Here is a 17,813-nt window from a genome sequence, read left to right as displayed (position 1 = left end):
AGTTGGACTCGCGGAGAGTCCCCCTCACCCGAAGCCTCGCTACGCTCCGGCTTCGACCTCTCCCCGCAAGCGGGGCGAGGTGAACAATCTACGCCGCGCCCTTCGCATCCTGGATCGCGCGCCAGACGCGTTCTGGCGTCAGCGGCATGTCGATGTGCTTGATGCCGTAGTCCGACAATGCGTCGATCACCGCGTTCACCACGGTCGACAGGCTGCCGGCGCAGCCGGCTTCGCCGCAGCCCTTGGTGCCGAGCGGATTGGTCGTGGCCGGGATTGGGTGGTCGCCGATCCTCATGTTGGGCACGTCCTCGGCGCGAGGCAGGGCGTAGTCCATCAGCGAGCCCGTGATCGGGTGACCGCTCTCGTCGTAGCGGACGTGCTCCATCAGCGCCTGGCCGATGCCCTGGACGACGCCGCCGTGAAGCTGACCCGCGACGAGCATCGGATTGACCACGGTGCCGAAATCGTTCACGGCGCTGTAGCGCACGATCTGCACCACGCCGGTCTCAGGGTCGATCTCCACTTCAGCCACATGGCAGCCGTTCGGGAAGGCCGACGGCACCGGCTCGCTGGTGTGGTCGACGTCGAGGCTGTCAGGCACGCCGTCCGGGACCTTGCCGTCATGGAGTTTCTTGGCGAGCTCCATGATGTCGATGCTGCGGTCGGTGCCGGCGATGGTGAAGCTGCCGTCGGCGAACTCGATGTCGGCTTCGGAGGCCTCCAGCACGTGCGCGGCGGCGCGCTTGCCTTTCTCGATGACGAGCTTCGAAGCCTCCACAATCGCCATGCCGGTCGCGGTGATCGAGCGCGAGCCGCCCGTGCCGCTGCCGGTATGGACGAGGTCGCTGTCGCCCTGCACCAGCTTGACGCTCTCGAAGGGAACCCCGAGCTGCGCGCACAGCACTTGCGCGAACGGTGTGGCGTGGCCCTGGCCGTAGTCGAGCGTGCCGGTGATGAGCTGCACGCTGCCGTCAGCATCGAACACGATCTTGCCGAGCTCGACGCTCGGCGGCGCGGTGACCTCAAGATAGGAGCCGACCGCGATGCCGCGCAGCTTGCCGGCCTTCCTGCTCTCCTTCTTGCGCTTGGCAAAGTTCTCGTGGTCGGAGATTTCGAGCGCCTTGTTGAACACGGCCTGGAAGTCGCCGCTGTCATAGGTGACGCCGGAGGAGGCGGCGAACGGCATCTGGTTCTGCTTGATGAAGTTACGCTTGCGCATCGTCAGCCGATTGATGCCCATCTCGTCGGCGGCGCGGTCGATCAGCCGCTCCATATAGTAGTTCGCCTCGGGCCGGCCGGCGCCGCGATAGGCGCCCATCAGCGTGGTGTTGGTCAGCACCGTCTTGATGTCGACCGCCATCAGCGGCGTGCGGTAGACGCTGGAGAAGTTCTTGCCGGTGTTGAGCGAGAGCGGGCTGGGCGAAACGCCGGTGATGTAGGCGCCGAGATTGCCGTAGCCCGATAGCCTGGCCGCAAGGAAGTGCCCCTCGGCGTCGAGCGCGAGCTCGGCGTGGATCTTCTGCGCGCGGCCGTGGCTGTCGGACAGGAAGCTGGTCGAGCGCTCGTCGAGCCATTTCACCGGCCGCCCCAGCGCCTTCGCCGCATACAGGATACACATGTATTCGGGATAGTTGACGTTCTTCATGCCGAAGGAGCCGCCGACATTAGCAGTGAGGATGCGCACCTTGTCGTTCGGCACCTTCAGGTTCTTGGCGAGGTTGGCGCGGTTACCCGCGACGCCCTGCGTCGGCATCTGGATGGTGTAGCGCTCGTTGGCCTTGTCGTAGGAGGCCAGACCCACGCGCGGCTCCATCGAGACCACGGCAACGCGGGTGTTCTCGATGTCGACCTTGGTCACATGGGCGGCGCTGGCGAAAGCTGCGTTCACCTTGTCCGTGTCGCCATAGTGGTAGTCGAGCGCGATATTGTTCGGGATATGGTCGTAAAGCTGCGGCGCGCCGGGCTTGGTGGCTTCCTCGGGATCCGTTACCGCGGGCAGCGGCTCGATGTCGAGCTCGACGGCCTCAGCCGCATCGCGCGCCTGCGCCAGGGTCTCGGCCACCACGAAGGCGACGGGATCGCCGACGAAGCGGACCTTGTCAGTCGCGAGCGGCTGGCGGTTGGTCTGGAGCAGAGGCGAGCCGTCGCGGCTCTTCAGCGGCAGGCCGCAGGTGAAGGGGCCATAGCCGACGGCGTCCAGGTCGGTTCCGGTCCACACGCCCAGCACACCCGGCATCGCCTTGGCGGCCTCGGTGTTGATACCGCGGATGATGCCATGGGCGTGGGTCGAGCGGACGATCGCGGCATGGGCCTGGCCGGGCAGGTTGAAATCGTCGGTATAGCGGCCCTTGCCGCGGACCAGCGTGTCGTCCTCTTTGCGGCGGACCGGCTGTCCGACGCCGTATTTTTGCAGTGCAATAGCGTTTTCGAGCGTGGACGATTTGGTGTGTTCTTGCATGGAAACGACCTGAAAAGCCGGCAATTGCGCGATTTCGCGGGCGCCTGGAGTGGCCGGGCCCCTATTCAGATAACCCACGGGTCCGTTCACGACAACGCACGAATGGGCATGGTCCCATGTGATGCGTTGTTGCGCAGGCCAGCCGCGCTGCTAAAGTTTCAGGCGAAAAAGCAATTCCAGCTCGGTCCATCGGGCCGCGGAAAGACAGTTTATATGAATGACCACACGCGGCTCCGCGACGGCCTTGCGCCGCACGGTGAGCTGGGGTCGATGGCGGCGGTGGCATTGGCCACAGAGCCGGCCGTCGTCGCGCAAGCGCCGGGAACCGGCGTCTACGCGGCGCTGGACCTCGGCACCAACAATTGCAGGCTCCTGATTGCCTGTCCGACCCGCGACGGCTTTCGCGTGGTCGATTCCTTCTCGCGCATCATCCGGCTCGGTGAGGGCGTCTCGGCCACGGGGTGCATCAGCGAGGCCGCGATCGAGCGCGCCATTGCGGCACTCAGCATCTGCCGGGACAAGATCAACCTCCGCAAGGCCAAGCGGCTGCGGCTGATCGCGACCGAGGCCTGCCGCGCCGCCTCGAACGCGGAGGATTTTCGCAGCCGGGTCGCGGCCGAGACCGGCATCGAGCTCGAGGTGATCGATCGCGAGACCGAAGCCTCGCTCGCCATGCTCGGCTGCTCGCCGCTGGTCGACCCCAGGGGCAGAGGCGCCATCCTGTTCGATATCGGCGGCGGCTCGACCGAGCTGGTGCGGATCGAGCGCGACCGCACGAATCCGGAGCCGCGCATAAAAGCGTGGATGTCGATCCCGCTTGGCGTCGTGACGCTGGCCGAACAGTTCGGCGGCCGCGACGTCACGCCTGAGATCTACGCGGCGATGGAGCAGGAGGTCGCAAACCACGTCGCGCCGTTCGCGGAAGCGCATGGCCGCGATCTCACCGACATGCATCTGCTCGGCACGTCGGGTACCGTGACGACGCTCGCTGGCATCCATCTCAATCTCGCACGCTACGACCGCCGCCGCATCGACAGCATCTGGATGAACGATACCGACCTCACGGCAACGATCGACAGGCTGCTCGGCATGACTTACGAGGAGCGCGCCGGCAACAACTGCATCAGCGTCGAACGTGCCGACCTGGTGCTGGCCGGCTGCGCCATCCTCGATGCGATCCGCCGCGCGTTTCCGCTGCCACGCCTGCGCGTCGCCGACCGCGGCCTGCGCGAAGGCATGCTGGTCGAGATGATGCGCGAGGACGGCGCGCTCAGGAGCTGGTGAGATGGCCAAGGACACCACCGGCCGCTTGCACGTCCAAGTCAAGACCAAGGTCAAGACCGGCGGCAAGCGCAAATTGTCGTCGAAGCTTTGGCTGGAGCGGCAGCTCAACGATCCCTATGTCGTCAAGGCGAAGGCGCTAGGCTATCGCTCGCGCGCCGCGTTCAAGCTCTTGGAGATCGACGACAAATATCGGCTGCTGAAGCCCGGCATGGCCGTGGTCGATCTCGGCGCCGCGCCTGGAGGCTGGAGCCAGATCGCAGCCAAGCGCGTCGGCTCGGTCGACGGCAAGGGCAAGGTCGTCGCGATCGATCTGTTGGAAATCCCAGAGATTGCCGGCGTCGAGTTCGCGCAGCTCGATTTCATGGACAACGACGCCCCCGACAAGCTCAAGGCCATGCTCGACGGCGGCGCCGACATCGTGATGTCCGACATGGCTGCCAACACCACCGGTCACCGCAAGACCGACCAGCTCCGCATCGTCGGCCTGATCGAGACCGCAGCCGCGTTCGCCTGCGATGTGCTCAAGCCCGGCGGGGCGTTTCTGGCAAAAACGTTCCAGAGCGGCGCGGACGCCGATCTGCTCGCCCAGCTCAAGCGCGATTTTGCCACCGTGCGGCATGTGAAGCCGGCAGCGAGCCGAGCCGATTCATCGGAGCGCTACGTGCTGGCGACGGGATTTCGCGGTGCGATGTAGCCCGCATGGAGCGAAGCGGATGCGGGGCAGTCCCGGATTGCGCTTCGCTGCATCCGGGCTACGCGGAAAACTTACCCCAGCCGCTGATCCCGAACGTCCTGGGTATCCTCGGTCGCGGCCTTGACGGCAGCCGTGGCCGCGCCCTTGCCGGCACCCTTGCGGCTCGCGATCTCCGCCACCTTGCGGCCGGAGATCTCGTGGCCGGCGTCGGCGGGCATCTGCCAGAAGAACCAGCTCGACACAGCCGACGTTACGGCGACCACGACGAAAGCCGGCGCGAATACGGTCGCGTTGAGCTCGCTGACATGGCTGAGCCACATCGTCGTCTCCACTGACGCAGCGCCGACCGCGACGCCGGCCGAGACCGCGAGCTGCTGGTTGACGCTGACAAGGGTGGTGGCGCGGCTCATCTGGGCCGCCTCGACATCGGCATAGGCGACCGTGTTGATCGCGGTGAACTCGAGCGAGCGGAAGAACCCGCCGACAACGAGGATGATCATGATGATCAGCAGCGGCGTCGTGACCGTGAACAGCCCACATGCAGCGAGGAAAACCGCACTCACCACCGCATTCACCGTCATCAGGTTGCGGAAGCCGAAGGTGCGGATGAGGCGCGCAGCCAGCGTCTTCATGCCCATCGCACCGAGCGAGGAACCGAAGGTGACGAGACCGGACCGGAACGGCGACAGCCCGAACCCGATCTGCATCAAGAGCGGGAGCAGGAAGGGCAGGGCGCCGATGCCGAGCCGGAACAGGAAGCCGCCGACGATCGCCGCGCGCAGCGTCGGCAGGTTCAGGAGCGAGAAATCCAGCACCGGCGATCCAGTCCGCCGGGCGTGAATGACGTAGAGCGTCATCGAGACCGCGCCGCCCACGACCAGGGCTGCAACCGTGCTCCAGGGCAGCAGGTTGAGGCCGGCGACCGAGAGGCCGAACGCGATGCCGGCAAGCCCGATGCCGGCGAGCACCATGCCGTAGAGATCGAACTTCTCCTGCGTCTCGCTCTTGATCGGATCGATGAACTTCAGCGCCATGAAGATGCCGAGCAGACCGATCGGAATGTTGATCAGGAAGATCCAGTGCCATGACGCGTAAGTGGTAATGAAGCCGCCGAGCGGCGGGCCGATCACCGGACCGATCAGGGCAGGGACCGTCACCCACGCCATCGCATTGACCAGTGCGCTTTTGTCGACCGAACGAAGCAGCACGAGACGGCCGACCGGCGTCATCATCGCGCCGCCCATGCCCTGGAGAATACGTGCGAACACGAAGTCCGTGACCGAGCCCGAGAGCGCGCAGCCGATCGAGCCGACCATGAACACGCCCACCGCAATCGCGAACACCATGCGCGCGCCGAATCTGTCAGCGGTCCAGCCGCTTGCCGGGATGAACACCGCGAGCGACAACAGGTAGGACGTGATCGCGAGCTTCAGCGTCAGCGGGCTGGTGCCGATATCGGCCGCGATCGCCGGCAGCGATGTGGCGATCACCGTGGAGTCCATGTTCTCCATGAAGAGCGCGGTGGCCACGATCAGCGGAATGATGCGTTGCTTGTCGACCATGACAGATTGGTAATGGAAATCAGAAGGAGGAGCGAGAATTGCGGCTTATCACCGCCACCGGGCCGGGACCATTGCGCATCAACGCATAGCACCTAAATGCTGCGCAGCACCTGCTCAGCCGCAAAGCGCGCGTGGCACCGTTCCCTCTCTCTCGTCATTCCGGGGCGCGCCCCTTGGCGCGAGCCCGGAATCCATTGGGCCGCAAGGACCGTTGCGGGATGGATTCCGGGCTCGCGACTTCGTCGCGCCCCGGAATGACAGCGGGTAGGCGGCCGGGCCACTCCTGCTGAATTTACCCCAAAAATGCCTGTGCATGGCTGGCCGGCGGTTCGATTTGCTTTGATTCGTCACGCGGCCGTGCTATCGACCCGCGTCAACCCCATCGATGGGCTCCGATTCTCCGGCGAGGCCGCAAGGCACGCCGAGGGCGGCGCTCATCCATACTTATTTGCGGCATAGCCGCAGGAAGGAGTTGGCATATGGCCACGGTGCAACTTCAAGGTATCCGCGAAGCCTTTACGTTCGACGACGTGCTGTTGAAGCCCGGTCTCTCGGACGTCATGCCGGGCGAGGTCGACATCCGCTCCCGCGTCACTCGCGCCATTCCGCTCAACATTCCGATCATGGCCTCCGCCATGGATACCGTCACCGAGGCCCGCATGGCGATCGCCATGGCGCAGGCCGGCGGACTCGGCGTCATCCACCGCAATTTCGACCCCGAGGGGCAGGCGGCCCAGGTTCGTCAGGTCAAGCGCTACGAGTCGGGCATGGTGGTGAATCCGCTCACCATCAGCCCCGAGGCCACGCTCGACGATGCGCTCAAGCTGATGAGCGATCACGGCATCTCCGGCATCCCCGTCGTCACCGGCGCGAGCAAGGCCATACCAGGCAAGCTGGTCGGCATCCTCACCAACCGCGACGTGCGGTTTGCCACTGACCGCCGGCAAAAAGTCTCCGAGCTGATGACGCATGAAGGCCTCGTCACGGTGCGTGAGAATGTCAGCCAGGACGAAGCGAGGCGGCTGCTGCATCATCACCGCATCGAAAAGCTGCTCGTGGTCGATGAGCAATATCGCTGCGTCGGCCTCGTCACCGTCAAGGATATGGAGAAGGCGGTCGCCCATCCACTCGCGTGCAAGGATGCACAAGGCCGCCTGCGCGTCGCCGCCGCCACCACCGTCGGCGACACCGGCTTCGAGCGCACCGAGCGGCTGATCGATGCCGGCGTCGACCTCGTCGTCGTCGACACCGCGCACGGCCATTCCCGCCACGTGCTGCACGCCGTGAATCGCATCAAGCGTCTGTCCAACTCGGTGCAGGTCGTCGCCGGCAATGTCGCGACCGCCGAAGGCGCGCAGGCGCTGATCGATGCGGGCGCGGACTGCATCAAGGTCGGCATCGGCCCGGGCTCGATCTGCACCACGCGCATCGTCGCCGGCGTCGGCGTGCCGCAGCTCACCGCGATCATGGACGCGGTCGAGGCGGCGAAGAAGTCCGACATTCCCGTCATCGCCGATGGCGGCATCAAATTCTCCGGCGATCTGGCCAAGGCGCTCGCCGCCGGCGCCGACATCGCGATGGTCGGCTCGCTGCTCGCCGGCACCGACGAGACGCCCGGCGAAGTCTTCCTGTGGCAGGGCCGCTCCTATAAAGCCTATCGCGGCATGGGCTCGGTCGGCGCGATGGCGCGGGGCTCTGCCGACCGCTACTTCCAGCAGGACATCAAGGACGCGCTCAAGCTCGTGCCCGAGGGCATCGAGGGGCAGGTGCCCTACAAGGGCCCGGTCGGCAACGTCATGCACCAGCTCGCCGGTGGCCTGCGCGCCGCGATGGGCTATGTCGGCGCTGGCAACCTCAACGAACTGCATAAGAAGGCGCAGTTCGTCCGCATCACCGGCGCAGGCCTGCGCGAAAGCCACGTCCACGACGTGACCATCACGCGCGAAGCTCCGAACTATCCGGGCGGGGGTTAGTCCTCAACCGCCTCAGGCGGCGCGCACGGCCTCGAGAAATTTCCCGACCTCGAGCTTGAGGCGGCTCGAATCCGAGGCGAGCAATTGGGCGGCGGTCAGCACCTGTGACGAGGCCGAGCCGGTCGCGCTGGCGCCCTGCTGGACGTCGTTGATGTTGGCGGAGACCTGCTGAGTGCCGTGCGCCGCCTGCTGCACGTTCCGGGCAATTTCCTGCGTGGCTGCGCCCTGTTCCTCGACGGCCGCGGCAATCGTCGAGGAGATTTCCGACAATCTCTCGATCGTCTCGCTGATCGCCTTGATGGCGCCGACCGATTCCTGCGTCGCGGCCTGGACGTTGCCGATCTGCTGATGGATTTCCTCGGTCGCCTTTGCGGTCTGCTGCGCCAGCGCCTTCACTTCCGAGGCGACCACCGCGAAGCCGCGGCCGGCATCGCCCGCGCGCGCGGCCTCGATGGTTGCGTTCAGCGCCAGCAGGTTGGTCTGGCCCGCGATCGAGTTGATGAGCTCGATGACGTCGCCGATCCGGCTTGCGGCCAGTGACAATTCGCCGACGCGATCGTTGGTGCGGCGGGCCTGCTGAACCGCATCGCCCGCCACGCGCGCGGATTCCTGGACCTGCCGGCTGATCTCGTTGACCGACGATGTCAGCTCTTCGGTCGCGGAGGCGACCGACTGCACATTGGCGGATGCCTCCTCGGACGCCGCTGCGACGGCCGTCGTCAGCGTCTGCGAGCGATCGGCGGTCGTGTTCAACGTGCCGGCCGAACCTTCAAGCTCGGTCGCCGCCGACGAAACCGTACCCACGATCTGGCCGATCACGGTCTCGAAATCGCGCGTGATGAGGTTCACGCGGCGGCCGCGCTCGATCTGCGCTTCGGCGTTGCGTGCGGCATCCTCGTCGGCGAGCCTTTTCGCAATCAGCGCGTTCTTGAAGATCTGGAGCGCGCCAGCCATGGTGCCGATCTCGTCCTTGCGATGCCCGTCGGGGATTTCAGCGTCGAGCTCGCCGTCGGCGAGCCGCAGCGTCGTTCCGGTCAGTCGCACCAGCGGGCCGATCACCTGGCGCATCACGGCGATCACGACGGCGGCCGAGGCGATCAGCACGACCAGCAGGGCCGCGAGCGCCCAAGTCAGCCGCATCTGCGTCTGCGCGATCGCAGTGTCGTTGGCGTCATGGGCAAAGGTCAGGGCGGCGTCGCGCAAGCCCAGGACGCTGTTCATGACGGGCGCGAGCCAGCCGGGCCACTCGGCCTCGCTGATCGGGCTGGGACGGTCTTCGCGTGCGGCCGCGACCATCTCGCGAAGCCGCGGCTCGCCTTCGGTCATCAGCTTCGCGCGCACCTTGTCGATGGCGTTCACGAGCGCTGGCGCATCGCCGACATTGTGCACGCCTTGCTCGATCTGCATCCAGATCAGCGCGACCTGCCCCGTCAATTCGGTCACCTCGACGCGCTGGGCTGCCGACAGGGGCTGGTTGCGAGCGAAAAGGCCGAGCACGGCGGCACGTGCGCCATTGATGGCGCGCATGCTTTGTGCGCTCTGCGCCAACGCCGCCGAAGACAGCAGGTTCTCGATGTCGCTGCCGGTCCGCGACAGGTTGATCGAGGCCTCGCTTGTCGCCGCGGTGAGGGCGTCGATAGAGCGTGCAAGTCCATCCACGATCGCTGTCTGGCTGTTGGCGGGGCGTTGCGGCTTGGGCAGGACCACGGCCTGACGGCCCGCACTGCGCAGCTGCTGCAACGCCTGCTCGGCCGCTTCGATCGATTTCGTTGGCAGCTCCGCCGCGCGAATAGCCGCTTTGGCCGCGCCGATGGCGGCATCCGTGTTGACGATGGCCTTGTCGAGGGCCGATAGCTTGTCCGGCGTGGCCGGGTCGGCCGGGGTTGCCACCGCGAACCAGGCGGTACGTTCGGCTGGAATGAGGCTGTTGGCCTTCATCACCAGCTCGAAGGCGTTTAGTGAGCGCGCGGCCGCCTCACGCTTGCGCAGATCGCCCCATCCGCCCCAGGCGACTGCCCCGGCGAAAGCCAACGCCAGGAGGCTCGTGATCAGGTTGCCTGCCAGGACACGCCAACGCAGGCTGATGCCACCCTTCGCGCCGATCTTGGAGGAATGCACGGACGGCAGGGAAAGCTCTGACACCGGATGGGCTCTTTGGTCATGGAATCGCTGCGTAATCTTAGTTCGCAATCGCGACCAAAGCCTTAATTGAGCAACAGTTTGCTTCGCTGCGACGCACCTCCTAAATGACTGCGACAAACAATCTGGAGGAAGCCATCATGTCCCAAGGCAAACGCATCGTTCTCGCCGCGCGTCCCGTCGGCGAGCCCAAATCGTCTGATTTTCGTCTGGAGGAATTCGCGATTCCCGCGCCTGGCGCAGGCGAAGTTTTGCTGCGCACGATCTGGCTGTCACTCGATCCCTATATGCGCGGGCGCATGAGCGACGGTCCGTCCTATGCCGCGCCGGTTCCGGTCGGCGGCGTGATGGAAGGCGAGGCGGTGAGCGAGGTCGCCGCCTCCAACAATCCCGACTTTGCCAAGGGCGACATCGTCCGTGCCCGTACCGGCTGGCAGACCAACGCGATCTCGGACGGCAAGGGCCTCATCAAGGTCGATCCCAAACTCGGTCCGATCTCGACCTCGATCGGCGTGCTCGGCATGCCCGGAATGACCGCGTATACGGGCCTGCTCGACATCGGCAAGCCGCAAGCGGGTGAGACCGTCGTCGTCGCCGGCGCCTCCGGCGCGGTCGGCTCGGCCGTGGGTCAGATCGCGAGGATCAAGGGCGCACGGGCCGTCGGTATCGCCGGTGGCAAGGACAAGTGCGACTACGTGGTGAAAGAGCTCGGCTTCGATGCCTGCGTCGATCACCGCGACCCCGATCTCGCCGCGAAGCTGAAGGATGCCTGCCCGAAAGGCATCGACGTCTATTTCGAGAATGTCGGCGGCGCCGTGTTCGAAGCGGTGTTCCCGCTGCTCAATGCCTTCGCGCGTGTGCCGGTCTGCGGCCTGATCGCCCATTACAACGACACCGAAGCCAAGCCGCCGAAATGGGCGGCATCGATGATGCGCGCGACGCTGACCAAGCGGCTGACCTTTCGCGGCTTCATCGTCTCCGATTTCGCCTCGCGTCACGGCGACTTCCTGCGCGACATGTCGGGTTGGGTCCGCGACGGCAAGGTGAAGTACAAGGAATTCGTCACCGAGGGCCTGGAGAGCGCCCCCGGCGCCTTCATCGGGCTCCTGAAGGGCGCCAATTTCGGCAAGCAGCTGGTCCGGGTCGGGCCGGATAAGGCTTAGCTGTCAGGCCTGGACCGTCTTCTGACGGTCTGGAGCGTCTTTGCGTTACGCCGGTATCACACCCCGGATATCGATAGTTAACAAAGAGTCACCGATCGGCCACACCTGCCCTTAAAAGCGAGCAGGTGTGACCGAGGGTTCATTGACGTCCGGGCGAAGGCATTGAATCATCGCGCATATTTTGGGTGTTGCGATGTTAGAGATCAGTGTTTTCTGCGTCATTGTTTTGGCCGCCGGCTATTGGGCGACCATGTTCGTCATGGGCCGTCGCGACGACGTCATCCATGGCAAGTTCGTTTATGCCGAGGACGAGAGCAGCTTCACCCAAGCCTCGATGCCGACGCCACCGCCGCCGTTTCCGAAACGTCCAGTCATTGCTGCGCGGTCCGCGAGCGTTCAGCCCGCCAGCGTCCAGCCTCACAAGGCCGAGACCGTGACCAGCGAAGCGCTGCAATCGTTGCTGGCCGCGATCCAGCAGGATCTCAAGAGCGTCGCCTGAGACAGGCGCTAGTGCTCGCCGCCCATCTGGGCAAAGAGCTCCTCAATATCGATATCGACCTGGCCCGCCGCGCGGACGTGGCGGACTTCAAAGCTATCAGGGGCGAAGCGGTACTCGACGAGGCCGGTTTCCTTTCGCGATCCGGTCCTGACGCGCGTCGTTGATCTTGAAGCCGGCCGACGGCGCCCAGACGTGCCGCGTATGGCGGAACGTGAAGTCGCGGCGCTGGTGCACGTGACCGCTGGCGATGAGGCGGAGATCGACATTTGCAAACATCTCTATCAGCCGCGCCCGTGCCGGCTGCGGTACGTAGCGGATCGAAGTCTCCGGGAGTTCGGGGTCATCGGGTAGATTGAGAAACACCGGCTTGTGCAGGAACAGCGCGACCGGCTTGCCGTTCACGTGCGCAATTTCAGAAGCAAGCCAATCGAACTGCTCGGCCTCGAACGCGAGCCCTGAATTCATCACCAGCGAGTTGAGGCCGATGAAACGCCAGCCGGCGGCCTCGAACGACCAATGGTCCTCGCCGATGATGTCGCGAAATTGCTGGCGGTGCGTTTCCGCTATCGGCGGCTTCGGCGCCGGCCCGAGTGCGGTCGGGTTGTCGCCGATGTCGTGATTGCCTGGAAGATAGCGACAGTCGACGGGCAGCGCGTCGTGCAGGCCTTTCGCGAACATAACGTCATCCCGGCTGGTCGGTCCGTCGAAGGAAACGTCGCCGGTGTTGATGACGAGATCAGGCCTGTCAGCGTCGATGTGCTCGCTGACCGCCTGGAAGTTTGCGATCAGGCCAGGAAAGCGGCGGCCGAGATGCGTGTCGGAAATCTGCGTGAGGCGAAATTCGGACATGGGATCATCGTAGCCGTGGTCGCGCGTCGGAACGATGACAACGCGGGCATGGATCACGACGAACAAAATTTAAAGCACGCAATCGTGCAGGGGCCAAAATCGCTTCAATGATCGGCGGTTGGTCGCCTGACCGGGAACGCCGGTTCAACTCGTCGATTGTCAGGGCCAGGAGACGCGGCTAATGACGGGCCGCGGCACGCCGCCTGACGGGAAAGTTCCGATGTCTGTCCAAATGGTCTTGCTGCCTGTCTTCGTGCAGGTCGGTCTCACTTTCGCGCTCCTGATCGGTATGGTGTTCGGGCGGCGGCGGGCGCTGGTCTCGGGCGAGACCAGGATCCCTGACATTGCGCTCGGCGAGCCGAACTGGCCGAAGGGCACCACCCAAATCGCCAATTGCTACCGCAACCAGTTCGAGCTGCCGCTGCTGTTCTACGCCCTGATCGCGCTGGCGCTGCCGCTGCGCCATGCCGACGTCTTCATCGTGCTGATGTCCTGGGTGTTCGTGGTGACGCGCCTTGTCCATGCCGGCGTGTTCGTCGCCTCGAACGATTTCGGCCGGCGCTCGTCGGTCTGGCTCGCCGGCGTGCTGGTGCTGCTGGCGATGTGGATCTACTTCGTACTGAAAATTCTGTTGCTGATCTAGGCGCTTGCCCGCCAATCCTGATCTGAAAGATTCAAATGACTCCCGCTGCCCGGCTGTCCGCAGCCATTGAAGTGATCAACACCATCGAGAAGGACCGCGTGCCCGCGGCCAAGGCGCTGAAGGAGTGGGGCACCGCGCACCGCTTTGCCGGCTCCGGCGACCGCGCGGCGATTGCCGGTCTCGTCTGGGACGTGCTGCGCCGCTATGCCTCGAGCGCGTTCCTGATGGATTCCGACAGCGCGCGTGCGCGCCTGATCGGCATGCTCCGCCTCGAGCGCAACATGGACACCGCAACCATGGCGGCCATGTTCGACGGCAGCCGGTTTGCACCCGAACCGCTGACGGAGGCCGAGCAGGCGGCGTTGGCCTCGCGTTCCCTGAAAGATGCGCCCGCTGCGATTGCCGGCGACTACCCGGAATGGCTCGATTCCCATCTGGCAAAAATCTTCGGCGACGACCGCGCGGCGGAAGCCGTCGCGATGGCGAGCCGGGCGCCGTTGGACTTGCGCGTCAACACGCTAAAATCCAGCCGCGACAAGGTGCTGAAGGCGTTGGCTCATCTTCATGCGAAACCGACGCAATGGTCGCCAAATGGCCTGCGCATCGCGCTTTCGGCCGATGCGCGCAACCCCGGCATCCAGGCGGAAGAGGATTTCATCAAGGGCGGCGTTGAAGTGCAGGATGAAGGATCGCAGATCGCGGCCTTGCTCACGGCGGCAAAACCCGGCGAGCAGGTGATCGATCTCTGTGCAGGCGCCGGCGGCAAGACGCTGGCGCTCGCCGCGATGATGCAGGGCAAGGGCCGGCTGATCGCGACCGACAGCGAGAAGCGGCAGCTTGTGCCCATTCACGAGCGCCTGTCGCGCGCCGGCGTCCACAATGCCGAAATCCGCACGCCCAAAGGCGAGGCCGATCCGCTGGCCGATATCAGCGCCACCGCCGACCTCGTCGTGATCGACGCCCCCTGCACGGGAACCGGAACCTGGCGCCGCAATCCCGACGCCAAATGGCGCATGCGGCCGGGCGCGCTGGAGATCCGCCTCAAGGACCAGGCCGAGGTGCTGGAGCGCGCGGTGCCGCTGGTGAAGGCCGGCGGCCGCATCGCCTACATCACCTGCTCGGTGCTGTCAGAGGAGAACGGCGCGCAGGTGAGGGCATTCATCGGCCGGCATCCGGAGTTCGCGGTGGTGCCGCCGGAACAGACCGCGAGCGTACTCTGGGACAAGGCCGAGGCGTTTGCGGCAGCCGCGATGCAATCGCCTGAGGGCTGGCTGATGACCCCGCGCCGCACCGGCACGGACGGGTTCTTCGTCTCGGTGCTTCGTAGGGTGGTCCGCGAGGCGTAACCCACCACTTCTGTTTCTGCGGATAGAGCCAGTGATGGGTTACACGGACTGGGCTTCGCGCAGCCGCAGGGCTAACCCACCCACCGGCACCGCCCGCGAGGCAACACCGTTCCAAACGAAAACCCCGCCACCGAGATCTCGGTGGCGGGGCTTCTGTAATCCTACGATCTGCCGGTACGTCCGTGGTCAGATCGCGAATTTCGCGGTCAACTAGCCGGCGCGGAGGTTGTCGGCCGAGGACTTGCCGCTGCGGCGGTCCGCAACAATATCGAACGAAACCTTCTGACCCTCGTTGAGGGTGCTCAGACCGGCGCGTTCAACGGCGCTGATGTGAACGAAGACGTCCTTCTGGCCGTCATCCGGCTGGATGAAGCCGAAGCCCTTTTGGTTGTTGAACCACTTCACGGTGCCCATTGCCATAGTCATTTCCTTTCAATTGACGATGCACTCAGGGGGACAAATGCACATTGCTGCGCCCATCATCCCGGTTGGTCGATTTTGGAGAAATACCTGAAACGTGCTCGTCCATTGAAATGAGACGGAGCGGCCCAGTCGTTCGGCCAAGGATCGATGCTTTCGAATATAACGATTTATTGGGGCAAGTTCAAGGCACCACGCCTTGACAGCGAGTCCCCTGCGCTTTGCTATTTTGCGCTGCACACCAGCCCCTGAACGAGTGTTCCGTCAGTCGACAATGAACAGCGTCGCGCCCACGGCCGTCGACGAGCGATGCGCGGCATCGCCGAAATCCGAGACCTGGTAGCTCATCCCCGGCGTCAGCTTGAATTTTCGCCCGTCGCGCAGTTCGCTGTCGAGTTCGCCCTGCAGCACGTAGAGCACGTGGCCCCGGTCGCACCAATGATCGGCGAGATAGCCCGGCGAATACTCGACCATCCGCACCCGGAGATCGCCGATGTTCAGCGTCCGCCACTTGGCCTGCCCGGTTTCACCGGGATGCGTGGTGGCCTCGACCTTGCTCCAGTCGGTGACGGTGAAGGGGGAGGTGGGGAGTTTCATGCGAGAATCCTGTCTCGGAGCCGGCGGTGCCGTTGTTGGCGCACGCGCGCGCCGCAGTCTCCGTCAATGCGGCAAATGGTTCGCCGATCCCTGCACGATCAGCCCCGCCTCATTCACCCGCAGATATTCGCAGATCCGCTTGCCCCGCTCGTTCTCGTAAAACACCACCAGGCTGTCGGGGCTCACGAACACATCGATCAATGAAAAGTGCAGCTCCGGCAGCAACCCGAGCGCCTTGCTCCAATAAGCCCGCAGCGCGTCCTTGCCGCGGACGGTGCCGCTGGCATCAAATCCCATCGCGGGGATGCGGTCCGAGGTCATCTCAGTGGCGTCGTCATAGAGCGCAAGGACACGTTCGAGATCGCGCGCGTTCCAGGCCTCGACCCAGGTCCGGCCGAGGGCTGCAAGCGTTGATGGCTGATGATGCTGCGACAATGGTGATCCTCCCTGAGCTGCCCCTGTTCGATGGCGGAGCCTATTAGGTCAATAATACTTACCTATATCCATTTGTCCATGCCCAAAGAAGAATGTGGGCGCGTGCCCCGCGCGGTTGCGGGCAGTCGCACGGTCGCGTATTTGCTTGCCATGACAGCAGCACAGCACGACCGCTCCGCGTCGACGCCCTCAGTGGCCTCGGCGCATGACAAGATTCTCATCGTCGACTTCGGCAGCCAGGTGACGCAGCTGATCGCGCGTCGCGTGCGCGAGGACGGCGTCTATTGCGAGATCGTCCCGTTCAACAAGGCCGAAGAGGCCTTCAAGGAGATGAAGCCGAAAGCGGTGATCCTCTCCGGCGGCCCTGAATCGGTGCATGAGGCCGGCTCGCCCCGCGCCCCGCAATTGATCTTCGCCTCCGGCGTGCCCGTGATGGGCATCTGCTATGGCCAGATGACGATGGCAGAGCAGCTTGGCGGCACCGTCGAGGGCGGCCATCACCGTGAATTCGGCCGCGCCGATGTCGAGGTGAAGGCGCAGAGCAAGCTGTTCGAGGACACTTGGTCTCTCGGTGGCAAACATCAGGTCTGGATGAGCCATGGCGACCGCATCACAAAAATGCCGCCGGGCTTCTCCGTGGCCGGCACCTCGCCGAACGCGCCGTTCGCGATCATCCAGGACGAGACGCGCAAATATTACGGCCTGATGTTCCACCCCGAAGTGGTGCACACGCCCGACGGCGCCAAGCTGATCCGCAATTTCGTCCGCAAGATCGCCGGCCTCTCCGGTGACTGGACCATGCGTGCCTTCCGCGAGGAGGAGATCCAGAAGATCCGCGCTCAGGTCGGCCGAGGCAAGGTGATCTGCGGTCTCTCCGGCGGCGTCGATTCGGCGGTCGCGGCCGTGCTGATCCACGAAGCCATCGGCGACCAGCTCACCTGTGTGTTCGTCGATCACGGCATGCTCCGCCTCGACGAAGCCAAGACCGTGGTCGACCTGTTCCGCCACCACTACAACATCCCGCTCGTGCACGTGGATGCGTCAAAACAGTTTCTGGGCGAGCTCGAAGGCGTCACCGATCCCGAAACAAAGCGCAAGACCATCGGCCGCCTCTTCATCGAGGTGTTCGAGGCGGAGGCCAAGAAGATCGGCGGCGCCGACTTCCTGGCCCAAGGCACGCTCTATCCCGACGTGATCGAGAGCGTCTCCTTCACCGGCGGCCCCTCGGTGACGATCAAGTCGCACCACAATGTCGGCGGTCTCCCTGAACGCATGAACATGAAGCTCGTCGAGCCCTTGCGCGAGCTGTTCAAGGACGAGGTCCGCAAGCTCGGCCGCGAGCTCGGCCTCCCCGAAATCTTCGTCGGCCGCCACCCGTTCCCGGGCCCCGGCCTCGCCATCCGCTGCCCCGGCGACATCACCCGCGACAAGCTCGACATTTTGCGCCAGGCCGATGCCGTCTACATCGACCAGATCCGCAAGCACGGCCTCTACGACGACATCTGGCAGGCCTTTGCCGTGCTGCTCCCCGTCAAGACAGTCGGCGTCATGGGCGACGGCCGCACCTACGACTTCGTCGTCGGCCTACGCGCCGTCACCTCCACCGACGGCATGACCGCGGACTTCTACCCGTTCGACATGAAGTTTCTGGGCGAGACCGCTACGCGCATCATCAACGAGGTGAAGGGCGTGAATAGGGTGGTGTACGACGTGACGAGCAAGCCGCCGGGGACGATTGAGTGGGAGTGACC

Annotated in this window: 14 protein-coding genes and 1 pseudogene; 8 read left to right on the top strand and 7 right to left on the bottom strand. The window is 64.8% G+C overall.

The annotated features are described in order from the left end of the window. Nucleotides 1-88: 88 nt before the first annotated feature. The gene (locus JJE66_RS22030; RefSeq protein ID WP_200516594.1) at nt 89-2,458 is read right to left on the bottom strand and encodes a xanthine dehydrogenase family protein molybdopterin-binding subunit; all 2,370 of its coding nucleotides are present in this window, start codon (nt 2,456-2,458) and stop codon (nt 89-91) included. A 213-nt stretch (nt 2,459-2,671) separates the two neighbouring features. Between JJE66_RS22030 and JJE66_RS22025 the strand changes: the two genes are divergently transcribed. Beyond that, a complete protein-coding gene (locus JJE66_RS22025; protein ID WP_200516593.1) occupies nt 2,672-3,742 on the top strand; it encodes a Ppx/GppA phosphatase family protein in 1,071 nt (356 codons plus the stop codon). A gap of 1 nt (nt 3,743) precedes the next feature. Continuing rightward, nucleotides 3,744-4,436, top strand: a complete 693-nt coding sequence (locus tag JJE66_RS22020) for an RlmE family RNA methyltransferase (RefSeq protein ID WP_200516592.1) — start codon at nt 3,744-3,746, stop codon at nt 4,434-4,436. A gap of 71 nt (nt 4,437-4,507) precedes the next feature. Here the strand turns inward: JJE66_RS22020 and JJE66_RS22015 are convergent, their stop codons facing one another. Next, nucleotides 4,508-5,998: an MFS transporter gene (locus JJE66_RS22015; protein WP_200516591.1), complete on the bottom strand. Its 1,491-nt coding sequence runs from the start codon at nt 5,996-5,998 to the stop codon at nt 4,508-4,510. Nucleotides 5,999-6,477: 479 nt separating this feature from the next. Here JJE66_RS22015 and guaB point away from each other — a divergent pair, with 479 nt between their 5' ends. Next, complete coding sequence (gene guaB, locus JJE66_RS22010; protein ID WP_200516590.1) at nt 6,478-7,971, top strand: IMP dehydrogenase; 1,494 nt, start codon at nt 6,478-6,480, stop codon at nt 7,969-7,971. Nucleotides 7,972-7,983: 12 nt separating this feature from the next. On the opposite strand, the gene JJE66_RS22005 is transcribed toward guaB, so the two are convergent. Beyond that, complete coding sequence (locus JJE66_RS22005) at nt 7,984-10,113, bottom strand: methyl-accepting chemotaxis protein (protein WP_200516589.1); 2,130 nt, start codon at nt 10,111-10,113, stop codon at nt 7,984-7,986. Between the two features lie 137 nt (nt 10,114-10,250). Between JJE66_RS22005 and JJE66_RS22000 the strand changes: the two genes are divergently transcribed. Together JJE66_RS22000 and JJE66_RS21995 are read left to right on the top strand one after the other, a co-directional pair. Then, on the top strand, nt 10,251-11,273 hold the full coding sequence (locus JJE66_RS22000; RefSeq protein ID WP_200516588.1) for an NADP-dependent oxidoreductase: 1,023 nt from the start codon (nt 10,251-10,253) through the stop codon (nt 11,271-11,273). A gap of 193 nt (nt 11,274-11,466) precedes the next feature. Further along, a complete protein-coding gene (locus tag JJE66_RS21995) occupies nt 11,467-11,772 on the top strand; it encodes a hypothetical protein (RefSeq protein WP_200516587.1) in 306 nt (101 codons plus the stop codon). A gap of 8 nt (nt 11,773-11,780) precedes the next feature. Here the strand turns inward: JJE66_RS21995 and JJE66_RS21990 are convergent. After that, nucleotides 11,781-12,621, bottom strand: a pseudogene (locus JJE66_RS21990) (metallophosphoesterase family protein). A 220-nt stretch (nt 12,622-12,841) separates the two neighbouring features. On the opposite strand from JJE66_RS21990, the gene JJE66_RS21985 reads away from it, so the two are divergent. Both JJE66_RS21985 and JJE66_RS21980 read left to right on the top strand, forming a co-directional pair. Further along, nucleotides 12,842-13,264, top strand: coding sequence for an MAPEG family protein (locus JJE66_RS21985; RefSeq protein WP_200516586.1), 423 nt, complete (start codon nt 12,842-12,844; stop codon nt 13,262-13,264). A 35-nt stretch (nt 13,265-13,299) separates the two neighbouring features. Further along, nucleotides 13,300-14,610: an RsmB/NOP family class I SAM-dependent RNA methyltransferase gene (locus JJE66_RS21980; protein ID WP_200516585.1), complete on the top strand. Its 1,311-nt coding sequence runs from the start codon at nt 13,300-13,302 to the stop codon at nt 14,608-14,610. A 210-nt stretch (nt 14,611-14,820) separates the two neighbouring features. Here JJE66_RS21980 and JJE66_RS21975 read toward each other — a convergent pair whose 3' ends face one another. The 3 genes from JJE66_RS21975 to JJE66_RS21965 all read right to left on the bottom strand — a co-directional run bounded on the left by JJE66_RS21975 (nt 14,821) and on the right by JJE66_RS21965 (nt 16,062). Continuing rightward, the gene (locus tag JJE66_RS21975) at nt 14,821-15,030 is read right to left on the bottom strand and encodes a cold-shock protein (protein ID WP_148749473.1); all 210 of its coding nucleotides are present in this window, start codon (nt 15,028-15,030) and stop codon (nt 14,821-14,823) included. Nucleotides 15,031-15,294: 264 nt separating this feature from the next. Next, entirely contained in the window at nt 15,295-15,627 is a 333-nt protein-coding gene (locus JJE66_RS21970) for a DHCW motif cupin fold protein (protein WP_200516584.1), read from the bottom strand. A 63-nt stretch (nt 15,628-15,690) separates the two neighbouring features. Continuing rightward, nucleotides 15,691-16,062, bottom strand: a complete 372-nt coding sequence (locus JJE66_RS21965) for a nuclear transport factor 2 family protein (protein WP_200516583.1) — start codon at nt 16,060-16,062, stop codon at nt 15,691-15,693. Between the two features lie 150 nt (nt 16,063-16,212). On the opposite strand from JJE66_RS21965, the gene guaA reads away from it, so the two are divergent. Then, nucleotides 16,213-17,811: a glutamine-hydrolyzing GMP synthase gene (guaA, locus tag JJE66_RS21960; RefSeq protein ID WP_200516582.1), complete on the top strand. Its 1,599-nt coding sequence runs from the start codon at nt 16,213-16,215 to the stop codon at nt 17,809-17,811. Nucleotides 17,812-17,813 lie beyond the last annotated feature (2 nt).

This window comes from Bradyrhizobium diazoefficiens (assembly GCF_016612535.1).
GTDB lineage: Bacteria > Pseudomonadota > Alphaproteobacteria > Rhizobiales > Xanthobacteraceae > Bradyrhizobium > Bradyrhizobium diazoefficiens_C.
This window is presented reverse-complemented; position numbering and strand designations above follow the sequence as displayed.

Coding starts and splice junctions, on each gene's coding strand:
- JJE66_RS21975 (WP_148749473.1), bottom strand. CDS start 15,030: ATGGCAATGGGCACCGTGAAGTGGTTCAACAACCAAAAGGGCTTCGGC.
- JJE66_RS21995 (WP_200516587.1), top strand. CDS start 11,467: ATGTTAGAGATCAGTGTTTTCTGCGTCATTGTTTTGGCCGCCGGCTAT.
- JJE66_RS21970 (WP_200516584.1), bottom strand. CDS start 15,627: ATGAAACTCCCCACCTCCCCCTTCACCGTCACCGACTGGAGCAAGGTC.
- JJE66_RS21980 (WP_200516585.1), top strand. CDS start 13,300: ATGACTCCCGCTGCCCGGCTGTCCGCAGCCATTGAAGTGATCAACACC.
- JJE66_RS22030 (WP_200516594.1), bottom strand. CDS start 2,458: ATGCAAGAACACACCAAATCGTCCACGCTCGAAAACGCTATTGCACTG.
- JJE66_RS22025 (WP_200516593.1), top strand. CDS start 2,672: ATGAATGACCACACGCGGCTCCGCGACGGCCTTGCGCCGCACGGTGAG.
- JJE66_RS22020 (WP_200516592.1), top strand. CDS start 3,744: ATGGCCAAGGACACCACCGGCCGCTTGCACGTCCAAGTCAAGACCAAG.
- JJE66_RS22000 (WP_200516588.1), top strand. CDS start 10,251: ATGTCCCAAGGCAAACGCATCGTTCTCGCCGCGCGTCCCGTCGGCGAG.
- JJE66_RS22015 (WP_200516591.1), bottom strand. CDS start 5,998: ATGGTCGACAAGCAACGCATCATTCCGCTGATCGTGGCCACCGCGCTC.
- JJE66_RS21985 (WP_200516586.1), top strand. CDS start 12,842: ATGTCTGTCCAAATGGTCTTGCTGCCTGTCTTCGTGCAGGTCGGTCTC.
- guaB (WP_200516590.1), top strand. CDS start 6,478: ATGGCCACGGTGCAACTTCAAGGTATCCGCGAAGCCTTTACGTTCGAC.
- guaA (WP_200516582.1), top strand. CDS start 16,213: ATGACAGCAGCACAGCACGACCGCTCCGCGTCGACGCCCTCAGTGGCC.